This window comes from Enterobacter sp. AG326, assembly GCF_004362415.1.
Taxonomy (GTDB): domain Bacteria; phylum Pseudomonadota; class Gammaproteobacteria; order Enterobacterales; family Enterobacteriaceae; genus Enterobacter; species Enterobacter asburiae.
Genome location: NZ_SNXG01000007.1, coordinates 108,398 through 120,262 on the forward strand (window position 1 = coordinate 108,398; position 11,865 = coordinate 120,262).

Genomic DNA, 11,865 nt, shown 5'->3' on the forward strand with positions numbered 1-11,865 from the left:
TATTTCTATCCCTAAGTAAAACTCCCTTACGGCCTGTTGTATTTTGTGACGGCCCTCAATATTTATAGAAGAGGAAATTATTTTTTCCCAGGTTCCCCATCATGCGGCCCAAAAAACTGGGGCGGGTGGTCTACCCAGCGATCCTCACGGGTAGCGGCATACACGGGGTTGAGCGGATAGTAGATGCGGTTGTGCTTCTTATTGGCCTCGCCAACGACCAGTAACCGCACCTCTTCGTCCGTGTTGTTGATAAAGGTGTGGCAGATACCGGTTCCGGCAGGAAACCCCACGCTGTCGCCCGGTTCAAGTTTCCATAAATAGCCATTAACCCACGCTTCTGGATGACCTTCGAGCACGTAAATGAACTCTTCTTCATCGCTTTCCGCATGCGGATAGGACGTTCTGCGCCCGGGCGGTAAACGCTCATGATGAATACCAATGCGCCCGAGCCCAAGCTTGCGAGCCAACGGGGCGCCGATAGAAAAACGCTCATCGCTATCTGGATAGGTCGAATCATCCGCGCCTTCAACGTCGCGCCAGTGCCGAATACAGTCAGGTTTTTTCATTGTTTATTTCCCGTTTTGCAATGGGTCAGGTATAGCACAGACTGGCGGATCTCGGCGTTTTTACCAGAACATGATAAAGTGAGGGTTTTCCGTCCTATAACATTCGGGGTGCTAAATGGATAAGTCCACAAAAGAGCTGTTAGCGCAGGCCGAAAAGCTGTGTGCGCAACGCAATGTGCGCCTGACTCCGCAGCGCCTTGAAGTCTTACGTCTGATGAGCCTGCAGCAGGGTGCCATCAGCGCCTACGATCTGCTGGACCTGCTCCGCGAAAGCGAGCCGCAGGCGAAACCTCCGACCGTGTATCGCGCCCTGGATTTCCTGCTGGAACAAGGATTCGTGCACAAAGTTGAGTCCACAAACAGCTATGTGTTGTGCCATCTGTTCGATCAGCCCACCCACACATCGGCGATGTTTATCTGTGACCGCTGCGGCGTGGTGAAAGAAGAAGCCGCGGAGGGCGTGGAAGATATTATGCATACGCTGGCAGCGAAAATGGGTTTTGCCCTGCGTCATAACGTGATTGAAGCGCACGGGCTGTGCTCTGCCTGCGTGGAAGTGGAAGCCTGCCGTCATCAGGACGCGTGTCAGCACGACCACTCTATTCTTGTGAAGAAAAAACCGCGTTAACGGCAAAAGAAAAGGCGGCTCATGGCCGCCCTCAGGGTGTACTTCCTTGTACTTGCGGGTATAGCCCGGTTACCAGCGGTAGTCGTTGTGTTTTTCCCAGTCGCCTACTTCTTTTTCCGCCTGGTCTTTCGCGTAGCCGTAACGTTCCTGAATTTTACCGACAAGCTGATCGCGTTTACCTTCAATGACGGTCATATCGTCATCAGTCAGCTTACCCCACTGTTCTTTCGCTTTACCTTTGAACTGCTTCCAGTTGCCGCCGATTTCGTCTTTATTCATCATCGTGTCCTCTTAGTTAAGCGTCGGGTCGTAACGTCCGTTACGTTCTTTTCTGCTGGACGTGATAATTATTGTAGTTAAGGATTCGGCAGTTGATTTCATATTCGGAATCTTTAACCGTCACGATATATCGTGACGTGAAGGGAACCAGGTATCGTTTTGCCAGTGGCGGTGCCAGATAAAAGCCAGCGATATCCCTCTCAGCGAGAGGAAAACGGCCAGGGCCAGCCACAAACCGTGATTACCCAGCCAGGGAAGCGTCAGCAGCGTCAGACCAAACCCGGCCGCCGCGACCGCCATGCTGTTGCGCATTTCCGCTCCGCGAGTCGCACCAATAAACATGCCGTCCAGCAGATAACACCAGACGCCGACCACCGGTAAGATGACTTGCCAGATGAGATAGTGACTCGCCAGCTCGCGCAGCGCAGGGATAGACGTAAGCAATGCGACGATTTGCTCACCAAAGCAGGCGTAAACCAGGCCGAACGCCAGCGCCACCAGCCCAGACTGGCGGCAGGCTGCCCGCCAGACGTCCCGCAGCTGCCCGCTTTCGCGCGCGCCGTACGCCTGCCCGGAATGCGCTTCTACCGCATAGGCAAAACCGTCCAGCGCGTAGGCGGTAAAGGTCAGTAACGTCATCAATACCGCGTTGACCGCGACGATTTCTGGCCCCAGTCGCGCCCCGAAAACCGTCAGCGCGCCGAAGCAGAGCTGAAGCAGCAGCGAGCGCAGCATGATGTCACGATTGAGCGCCAGCAGCCTACGGATATTGCCGCACCATGCGGTTTTGAGCAGCGCCAGGGAGATGCCGCGCATCGCCAGCACGCGCCAGACCATCCACAGGCCAATAATAAAGGTTCCGTACTCGGCAATCGCCGTCGCCAGCGCCGCGCCCTGCACGTTCATATGCAGGCCCATTACCAGCCAGACATCCAGCACAATGTTAAGAAGGTTGCCTACCACCAGCAAAATCACTGGCGCACGGGCGTACTGAACGCCCAGTAGCCACCCCAGCAGAACCAGGTTTGCCAGCGAGGCGGGCGCGCTGAGCCAGCGGATTTCAAGGAAACGTCGCGCCTGAGCCAGTACCGCCTCGCTGCCGCCGACAACATGGAGCGCAAGGTCGATCAGGGGCGTACGAAATAAAACGATTAACGCCCCCGCACCGAGCGCAAGGATCAGCGGCTGGACCAGCGCGCGCGCCAGACGCAGCGGATCTTTTGCACCATAAGCCTGGGCCGTGAGCCCGGTGGTGCTCATGCGCAAAAAGAGCAGCAGCATAAACAGGAAGCTGGTTGCCGTCGCGCCAATCGCCACGCCGCCAAGATAAACAGGCGAATCAAGGTGACCAATAACGGCAGTATCGACCAGACCCAGCAAGGGCACGGTAATATTGGAGAAAATCATCGGCAGAGCAAGACGCCACAATGCCTTATCGGATGCCGTCAGCAGTGACATGAAAAATACCGGGAGTCGAGAATGAAGCAGGCTACAGCGGCGCCATAGCCTGTCAGGAAGAGGTTACAGCCATTCGCCGTTGCGAATGACCCCAACCGCCAGTCCTTCGATAGAGAAGTTGTGTTCGCGGAGATCGACCACAATCGGGGAGAACTCGTTGTTTTCAGGCAGTAGCTGAACGGTGTTCCCCTGTTTTTTCAGACGCTTGACGGTGACTTCATCATCAATGCGCGCGACAACCACCTGACCGTTACGCACATCCTGCGTTTTGTGCACCGCAAGCAGATCGCCGTCAAGAATACCGATGTCTTTCATCGACATACCGCTGACGCGCAGCAGGAAATCAGCGCTCGGTTTGAACATGCCAGGATCGACCTGGTAGTGGCCTTCAATATGCTGCTGTGCCAGTAAAGGCTCACCAGCAGCAACACGGCCTATCAGCGGAATGCCCGTCTCTTCTTCCACCAGCAGGCGGATACCGCGTGACGCGCCTGAAACAATCTCAATCACGCCTTTACGCGCCAGCGCTTTCAGGTGTTCTTCAGCAGCATTCGGAGAACGGAAGCCCAGACGCTGCGCGATTTCCGCACGCGTGGGTGGCATACCCGTCTGGCCGATATGATCCCGGATGAGATCAAACACCTCTTGCTGCCTGGTCGTTAACGCTTTCATTCCGCCCCCTGGGTGTATATACAGTTATGCTGTGAGTATATACAGTCAAAGGCGATTTTGGAACCAAAAACTGCACAAAAAACCAGGGACTTAATTATTCCTCGAGGCTCATCGGAAATGTGACCAAAGCAGCGTGACCCAGGTGATAACGGCAGTGATAATCGCCAGCAACACGGCAGCAGAGCCCATGTCTTTTGCGCGGCCAGAAAGCTCGTGGAAATCTGAACCAATGCGATCAACAACGGCCTCAATAGCGCTATTAAGAATTTCCACTATCATCACCAGAAGTACGGAACCGATAAGAAGTACGCGGGTAATTGCATCAACATCAAGGAAACAGGCGATGATCACCGCGATGATTGCGGCGACGCCCTCCTGGCGAAAGGCAGCTTCGTTGATCCACGCGGCACGGAAACCTTTCCATGAATAGCCGGCGGCTTTGATGATACGCGTTAACCCAGTGGTATTATTGGCCATTAAAAGAACCTTTTATGAAAAAAAGCGTCAGTAACAGGAACTGTAGCGCGTTTCGCTACAGCCTGAAGTATGACGGGTAACAACAGAAATTTTGCGCGCTTTCTGTTATCCTTGCGCCGCAATTGCATTATTAACCAGAGGCTTTACATCGTTTATGTCCGGCTGGCCACGAATTTACTACAAATTACTTAATTTACCATTAAGCATCCTGGTAAAAAGCAAGTCTATCCCAGCAGAACCCGCGCTGGAATTGGGGCTCGATACCTCGCGTCCTATTATGTACGTTTTGCCTTATAACTCGAAGGCAGACTTACTGACGCTTCGCGCCCAGTGTCTGGCGCATGACTTACCTGACCCGCTTGAACCGCTTGAAGTTGACGGTACGCTGCTGCCGCGCTACGTGTTCATTCACGGTGGACCGCGCGTGTTTACCTACTACACGCCAAAAGAAGAGTCCATCAAGCTGTTCCACGACTATCTCGACCTGCACCGCAGCAACCCCGATCTGGATGTACAGATGGTGCCGGTATCGGTGATGTTTGGTCGTCGTCCGGGCCGTGAAAAAGGTGAAGAGAATCCGCCGCTGCGCATGCTTAACGGCATCCAGAAGTTCTTCGCGGTCTCCTGGCTGGGACGCGACAGCTTTGTGCGTTTCTCCCCTTCCGTTTCGCTGCGTCGAATGGCGGACGAGCACGGTACCGACAAGATCATCGCGCAAAAACTGGCGCGCGTGGCGCGTATGCACTTCGCCCGCCAGCGCCTGGCTGCCGTAGGGCCGCGTCTCCCGGCGCGTCAGGATCTGTTCAGCAAGCTGTTGGCCTCCAAAGCGATTGCTCGCGCCGTTGAAGACGAAGCGCGCAGCAAGAAAATATCGCATGAGAAAGCCCAGCAGAACGCCATTGCGCTGATGGAAGAGATTGCAGCGAACTTCTCTTACGAGATGATTCGCCTGTCCGATCGTATTCTCGGCTTTACCTGGAACCGTCTCTACCAGGGCATCAACGTTCATAACGCCGAGCGCGTACGCCAGCTGGCGCACGATGGCCATGAGATTGTCTATGTTCCCTGCCACCGCAGCCACATGGACTACCTGCTTCTTTCCTACGTGCTCTATCACCAGGGGCTGGTACCGCCGCACATTGCTGCCGGTATCAACCTGAATTTCTGGCCAGCAGGTCCGATTTTCCGCCGTCTGGGCGCGTTCTTTATCCGTCGCACCTTCAAGGGCAACAAGCTCTACTCCACCGTGTTCCGCGAATATCTGGGCGAGCTGTTCAGCCGCGGCTATTCCGTTGAGTACTTCGTGGAGGGCGGTCGTTCCCGTACCGGACGTCTGCTCGATCCGAAGACCGGCACGCTGTCGATGACCATTCAGGCGATGCTGCGCGGAGGAACCCGTCCAATCACGCTGGTGCCAATCTACATTGGCTATGAGCACGTGATGGAAGTGGGCACGTACGCCAAAGAACTGCGCGGTGCGACCAAAGAGAAAGAGAGCCTGCCGCAGATGCTGCGCGGCTTGAGCAAGCTACGCAATCTCGGTCAGGGCTACGTGAACTTCGGCGAACCGATGCCGCTGATGACGTATCTGAACCATCACGTTCCCGAGTGGCGTGAGTCCATCGATCCTATCGAAGCGATTCGTCCGGCCTGGCTGACGCCAACGGTCAACGGCATCGCGTCCGAGCTGATGGTGCGCATTAACAACGCCGGTGCGGCTAACGCCATGAACCTGTGCTGTACGGCGCTTCTGGCTTCGCGTCAGCGCTCGCTGACCCGCGAACAGCTCACGGAGCAGCTGGATTGCTATCTGGACATGATGCGCAACGTGCCGTATTCCGTTGATTCAACCGTGCCTTCTGCTACCGCCAGTGAGCTTATCGATCACGCGCTGCAGATGAACAAGTTTGAAGTCGAAAAGGACACGATCGGCGACATCATCATTCTGCCGCGCGAGCAGGCAGTGCTGATGACCTACTACCGCAACAATATCACCCATATGCTGATGCTGCCGTCGCTCATGGCGGCTATCATCACCCAGCACCGCAGTATTTCGCGTCAGGAGCTATTGCGTCACGTTGAGACGCTCTATCCGATGCTGAAAGCGGAACTGTTCCTGCGCTGGAGCAAGGATGAGCTGGCGGGCGAACTGGACAAACTGACGGAAGAGCTGCGTCGTCAGGGGCTGATCGCCGTTTCAAACGACGAGCTGCACATCAATCCGTCGCGTTCCCGTACCCTGCAACTGCTGGCGGCCGGCGCGCGCGAAACGCTGCAGCGCTACGCCATTACGTTCTGGCTGCTGAGTGCGAACCCGTCTATTAACCGCGGTACGCTGGAGAAAGAGAGCCGGACGCTGGCACAGCGCCTGTCCGTTCTGCACGGCATTAACGCCCCGGAGTTCTTCGACAAAGCGGTCTTCAGCTCTCTGGTCCTGACGCTGCGTGACGAAGGCTACATCAGCGATACGGGCGATGCCGAGCCGGAAGAGACGCTGAAGGTGTACCAGATGCTGGCAGAACTGATCACCTCGGATGTGCGTTTGACGATTGAGAGCGCGACGCAGGGCGAGTGATGTGAAAAAGCCGGGTGGTGGCTTCACCTGACCCGGCCTGGCGTTCTGCATAATATAAAGGCCCGGTAAGCGCTAACGCTACCGGGCCTTATTTTTGAGCCTTGTTAAATCACCGCATTCAGCTCAGCAACGTAAAGGCTATCATCCCGACAATCGCACCCGTCGTGCCGAGGATGGTTTCCATCAGCGTCCAGGTTTTAAGGGTTTGCGCTTCGGTAGCGCCGGTAAATTTCCCGAACAGCCAGAAGCCCGCGTCGTTAACGTGAGAGACCACAATCGAACCGCCCGCGATACAGATAGACAGCGCGGCCATCTGCGCACCGGAGTAGTTCAGCTGTTCAATCACCGGCATCACCAGACCCACGGCGGTTAAGCACGCCACGGTTGCGGAACCCTGGATGATACGCACCGCCGCAGCCAGTACGAAGCAGGTGACCGCAATCGGCAGGCCCATCCCGGTCAGCGCTTCGCCCAGAGCCGGGCCCACGCCGGAATCCACCAGCACCTGCTTGAACACGCCACCGGCGCCGATCACCAGCAGGATAATACCCGCGGGCTGCAGCGCGGCACCGCAGATCTCCATCACCCGGTCTTTTGGCATTCCCTGCCGCATCGCCAGGCCGTAAATCGCCACCAGACAGGCCACCAGAATCGCCGTGAACGGGTGGCCGATGAACTCGAACCATTCGTAGGCGCTGGAGCCCACCGGCACAAAGCGCGCGGCGATGGTTTTCAGACCCACGAGAACCAGCGGGAGCAGGATCAGCGACAGGCTGAAGCCGAAGGACGGCATTTTGCCCTCGCCCAGGTGCGGCTCGGTGATGTCGTCCGGAATATGCAGCTCAACGTAACGACTGATGAAGTTGCCCCACAGCGGACCGGCAATAATCATCCCCGGGATTGCCGCGCACAGGCCAATCAGGATCATCCAGCCAAAGTCAGCGTGCATCTGAGACGCCAGCAGCATCGGCGCAGGCCCCGGCAGCAGAAACGCTGCGGCCGCCGCTACGCCCGCAAACAGCGGAATAACCAGCTTCACGAGGTTAGTGCCGGTATGGCGCGCCATGGAGAACGCGACGCTTATCAGCAGCACAACGGCCACTTCGAAGAACAGCGGCAGCGCGCAAATCAGGCCAGCCAGGCCAATCGCGTAGTGCGCGCGGCTGTGGCCAAAGGATTTCAGCATCTTGACGGCAATCTGGTCGACCGCGCCCGTCTCGTGCAAAATCTTGCCAAACATCGCGCCAAGGGCGACCACAATCGCCAGGAAGCCCAGCGTGCCCCCCATCCCTTTTTCCATCGTCGCGGCGATCTTGTCGAGCGGCATACCGGAAAAGAGACCTGCACCAATAGAAACCACCATCAAAGCAACAAAAGCGTGCATACGCGCCTTCATCACTAAAAACAGCAGCAGCAATACGGAACCCACTGCTGTCAAAACTAGCGTTAATGTACTCAAAACTTACTGCCTTTTATTAATGACCTCGATGGTGCTGGCAACAACACCCTCCAGTGACTGATCGATATCAACCACTAAGACGTCTTTCTCGTCTTCACCCGGCTCCTGCAGCGCTTCGAACTGCGTCACCAGCATCTGAGTTTTGAAGAAGTGACCTTTACGCGCCTTCAGACGGCTTTCAATCACCTCGAAATCCCCTTTCAGATAGATAAAAGAGAGGTTCGGGTTACCGTCGCGCAGCAGGTCGCGGTAGGTTTTTTTCAGCGCAGAGCAGACGATCAGGGAGACTTTGTTGGTACGCTGCATAGCGAACGCGGCGTCATTCAGCGCCTGCAACCACGGTTTGCGGTCGTCGTCGTTCAGCGGCTCGCCGGAGGCCATTTTCATGATGTTGCTGCGCGGATGGAGGAAGTCGCCATCAAGGAACGCAGCCTGGAGTTGATGCGCCACTTCGCTGGCTACGGCTGATTTCCCGCTACCGGAAACGCCCATCAGGACGTAGACGTGGTGATCGTGATTAGTCGTGCTCAAAGGGTGTCCCTCAGTCAATTGTTACGGGTAACAGTTATCGGTAACATTGTCCTGCCGGGGCAAAAGAGAAGCAATATCCAAACGTGCGCGAAGTGAATAAGTGTGAGCTACTTCAAATTTGTCAGTTCAAATAGATCCACCCGGTGACAAGGTGAAACCTAAATCTAACATTTTTGGGGTAACCGTCTCGCCACGAATGCGCGCCAGCAGGCGTTCTGCGCCAATGCGGCCCATACGTTCACGCGGGGTCAGGACGCTCGCCAGACGCGGCTCCATCACCTGGCCGATGTCGTGGCCGTGGAAACCGGCAATTGCCATATCATCCGGGATCTTGAGCCCCAGACGCTGGCACTCAAACGCCGCGCCGACCGCAAGGTCATCGTTGGTGCAGAAAATACCGTCCAGTTGCGGATACTCGCGTCGTGCCTGACGCATCAGCTCAATACCCGACGTATAGGAAGAGGACTGCTCCACCATCACGCTGTAGGGGGTTAAGTTCGCGTCGAGCATCGCCTGCTCGTATCCCTTCTGTTTGATGATAGTACGTTCATCAAGACGCGCACCCAGATAGGCGATATGACGATGCCCACGGGCAATGATGGCCGCCGTCATCTGGCGCGCCGCTTCGAAGTTATCGAACCCCACGGCGATATCGAGGCACGGCGACTGGCTGTCCATCAGCTCCACCACCGGGATACCGGCCACTTCGATCATTTTGAGCGTGCGGGCAGTGTGGGTACGTTCGGTTAAAATCAGGCCGTCGATGTTCCAGGAAAGCATCGATTCAAGACGTTCTTCTTCCAGCTCCGGCTTGTACCCGTAGTGGGCGAGCATGGTCTGATAGCCAAAAGCATCAGTGACGCTTTCAATGCCGCGCAAAACTTCGGCGAAAACCTGGTTGGTCAGGGAAGGAAGCAGGACGCCCACCGCACGGCTGGTCGCATTGGAGAGAATATCGGGCGCGCGGTTGGGGATATAACCCAGTTCATCAAGGGCAGCGGCAATCTTGCCACGTAACGCCACGGAAACCTGCTCCGGGTTACGTAAAAAACGGCTGACCGTCATTTTGGTCACACCGACGCGATCGGCGACATCCTGAAGTACGGGGCGTTTCTTTTTCATCGTCCTGAGAAATCTTGAAGTGAGAGATTTGCTCAGTTTATCACGGACAAAGCCCATCCTTCCCCTGTCAAAGGGAAGGATGGGCATTTATTTATGATTTATTACACCGGCGGCAGGTCAAACAGCAGAATTTCACTTTCGCTGTCGGCATGCACGGAGAGCGCCTGCTCATCCCAGACGGCCAGGCCATCGGCGGTTGTCGCTTTGGTGCCGTTGATGGACACTTCTCCTTTCACCACCTGGATCCAGACGCGGCGGTTGGCGGCAATCTGATGGACAGACTGTTCGTCTTTCGCCAGCGCCCAGCGGTACAGCTCCATATCCTGATGCACCTTCAGGGAACCTTCACGCGCATCCGGGGACAGCACCAGCTGTTTGCCCTGTTTTGCGTCGAAGCGGCGCTGCTCGTAGCGCGGCGTGATGCCGGTCTCTTCTGGAATGATCCAGATTTGATACAGGTGCAGTTTTTCCGTTTTGCTCGGGTTGTACTCGGAGTGACGCACCCCGGTACCCGCGCTCATAATCTGGAACTCGCCCGCCGGAACCTGCTCTTTGTTGCCCATGCTGTCCTGGTGCTCAACCGCCCCTTCCAGCACATAGGTCAGGATTTCCATGTCTTTGTGCGGGTGGGTACCGAAGCCCTGGCCTGCATCAATCACGTCGTCGTTAATCACGCGCAGCGCGGAGAAGCCCATGAAGTTTGGGTCGTAGTAGTCGGCAAACGAGAATGAATGCCATGAGTCCAGCCAGCCATGATTCGCGTGACCACGTTCGTTTGCTTTGCGTAAGTAGATCATTGTTTTCACCCTCAGTTCGTTTCGATGGAGTAAGTGTGGACGCAAACCGCCTGGGATCATAGAGGGTGAAAATTGACTCCTCTGTTCAAAAATTATGAACAAGCGCAGAGGAGCCGTTTTTGCTTATTTCGCGAGGGTTACCGTGGCAGGAGAAGCCTGCTCGAAGGCCCGTTCGAGGATTTCCAGGTTGGTCAGAACGTCAGTTTCCTTGACGTAATTCGGCGCGCCGTTTGTGAGAGTTTCATACAGCGCATCGTAGACGCGGCCATAGTCACCGGTTTCCGGCTTCAACTCTTCCCTGACCGTCACGCCCTCATCGTTTACGTACTCCAGCACGCCCAAGGAATCATCCGCCGCAAAGCCCGGCTCACCTGGCATGATGTTGGCCTTCAGGCTGGTCTCCTGCTGGTCGATGCCGTACTTGATGAACGAGCCGCGGGTGCCGTGAACGATAAATTTCGGATAGTCGATTTTCACCAGATGGCTGGTTTTGACGATGGCTTTCAGGTCGCCGTAGAACAGCTGCGCTTCAAAAGTGTCGTCCGGGTTGGCTTTATTACGCAGGCTGCGGATGTCGTATGCGACATGATCCGGTCGGCCAAACAGGGAGATGATCTGGTCCATGGTATGCACGCCCAGGCCATAGAACGAGCCGTCCTGCGGCAGGCCGGGTTGGGTTTCCGCTACCGGACGGTAGTAATCGAAGTGGCTTTCAATTTCCACAATGTCGCCCAGCCTGCCGCTTTCAATCGCCTTTTTCGCCGTCAGGAAGCAGCTGTCAAAGCGACGGTTCTGATACGGCGTAACGGTCAGGCCTTTGCTTTTCGCCAGCGCGAACAGCTCTTTTGCTTCGGCGATGGTCGGGGTGAACGGTTTTTCCACCAGCACGTTTTTGCCCGCTTCCAGCGCGCGTTTCGCATAGTCAAAATGGCTGTCGGCGTGGGTGCAGACGACAACCAGTTTGACCTGCGGGTCGTTAAGTACTTCATCAAGATCGCTGGTGAAATGGATATGGGAATACTGCGGGGATTGCTCTTCCGGCTTCGCGCGGCGGCGGAAGATGTGCGCGACGTGCCAGCTGTCTTTACGGTTGAGAACATACGGCAGGTGGTAGCGGGTCGTACTTTTACCAAATCCAATAAATGCGCAATGTAGTGTCATGGCTCAGTCCTTTTGGAAGGTTACTGAGTCTAACCATAACAAAAAAAAAGCCAGCTAAAAGCTGGCTAAAGTAATACTGGAAGCAATGTGAGCAATGTCGTGCTTTCAGGTTCCCGTAGCGGTCTTCCTGAATGCAGAGC

12 protein-coding genes are annotated in these 11,865 nt (G+C 55.9%); 2 read left to right on the forward strand and 10 right to left on the reverse strand.

What is annotated here, in order from left to right; genetic code table 11:
- Nucleotides 1-77: 77 nt before the first annotated feature.
- On the reverse strand, nucleotides 78-566 hold the full coding sequence (locus DFO52_RS18850) for a cupin domain-containing protein (protein WP_133550976.1): 489 nt from the start codon (nucleotides 564-566) through the stop codon (nucleotides 78-80).
- A 115-nt stretch (nucleotides 567-681) separates the two neighbouring features.
- Here DFO52_RS18850 and zur point away from each other — a divergent pair, with 115 nt between their 5' ends.
- On the forward strand, nucleotides 682-1,194 hold the full coding sequence (gene zur / locus DFO52_RS18855) for a zinc uptake transcriptional repressor Zur (RefSeq protein ID WP_008503369.1): 513 nt from the start codon (nucleotides 682-684) through the stop codon (nucleotides 1,192-1,194).
- A gap of 69 nt (nucleotides 1,195-1,263) precedes the next feature.
- On the opposite strand, the gene DFO52_RS18860 is transcribed toward zur, so the two are convergent.
- The 4 genes from DFO52_RS18860 to DFO52_RS18875 form a co-directional block, all read right to left on the reverse strand.
- Nucleotides 1,264-1,473, reverse strand: a complete 210-nt coding sequence (locus DFO52_RS18860) for a CsbD family protein (RefSeq protein ID WP_133551000.1) — start codon at nucleotides 1,471-1,473, stop codon at nucleotides 1,264-1,266.
- A gap of 120 nt (nucleotides 1,474-1,593) precedes the next feature.
- Nucleotides 1,594-2,931, reverse strand: coding sequence for an MATE family efflux transporter DinF (dinF, locus tag DFO52_RS18865; protein ID WP_133550977.1), 1,338 nt, complete (start codon nucleotides 2,929-2,931; stop codon nucleotides 1,594-1,596).
- Between the two features lie 63 nt (nucleotides 2,932-2,994).
- Complete coding sequence (lexA, locus tag DFO52_RS18870) at nucleotides 2,995-3,603, reverse strand: transcriptional repressor LexA (RefSeq protein WP_023310039.1); 609 nt, start codon at nucleotides 3,601-3,603, stop codon at nucleotides 2,995-2,997.
- Nucleotides 3,604-3,711: 108 nt separating this feature from the next.
- Nucleotides 3,712-4,080 (reverse strand): diacylglycerol kinase, encoded by a 369-nt coding sequence (locus DFO52_RS18875; RefSeq protein ID WP_023334158.1) that lies wholly within the window; start codon nucleotides 4,078-4,080, stop codon nucleotides 3,712-3,714.
- Between the two features lie 154 nt (nucleotides 4,081-4,234).
- Here DFO52_RS18875 and plsB point away from each other — a divergent pair, with 154 nt between their 5' ends.
- Nucleotides 4,235-6,655 (forward strand): glycerol-3-phosphate 1-O-acyltransferase PlsB, encoded by a 2,421-nt coding sequence (plsB, locus tag DFO52_RS18880; RefSeq protein ID WP_133550978.1) that lies wholly within the window; start codon nucleotides 4,235-4,237, stop codon nucleotides 6,653-6,655.
- A gap of 118 nt (nucleotides 6,656-6,773) precedes the next feature.
- Here the strand turns inward: plsB and gntU are convergent, their stop codons facing one another.
- From gntU to DFO52_RS18905, 5 genes are all read right to left on the reverse strand, one after another.
- Nucleotides 6,774-8,114, reverse strand: coding sequence for a gluconate transporter (gene gntU, locus DFO52_RS18885; RefSeq protein WP_010436459.1), 1,341 nt, complete (start codon nucleotides 8,112-8,114; stop codon nucleotides 6,774-6,776).
- A gap of 3 nt (nucleotides 8,115-8,117) precedes the next feature.
- Nucleotides 8,118-8,645, reverse strand: a complete 528-nt coding sequence (gntK, locus tag DFO52_RS18890; protein ID WP_008503362.1) for a gluconokinase — start codon at nucleotides 8,643-8,645, stop codon at nucleotides 8,118-8,120.
- Nucleotides 8,646-8,771: 126 nt separating this feature from the next.
- A complete protein-coding gene (gene gntR, locus DFO52_RS18895) occupies nucleotides 8,772-9,767 on the reverse strand; it encodes a gluconate operon transcriptional repressor GntR (RefSeq protein WP_021242747.1) in 996 nt (331 codons plus the stop codon).
- 101 nt (nucleotides 9,768-9,868) lie between these two features.
- Nucleotides 9,869-10,564: a pirin family protein gene (locus DFO52_RS18900; RefSeq protein WP_003861565.1), complete on the reverse strand. Its 696-nt coding sequence runs from the start codon at nucleotides 10,562-10,564 to the stop codon at nucleotides 9,869-9,871.
- 123 nt (nucleotides 10,565-10,687) lie between these two features.
- A complete protein-coding gene (locus DFO52_RS18905) occupies nucleotides 10,688-11,725 on the reverse strand; it encodes an oxidoreductase (protein ID WP_133550979.1) in 1,038 nt (345 codons plus the stop codon).
- Between the last annotated feature and the right edge of the window lie 140 nt (nucleotides 11,726-11,865).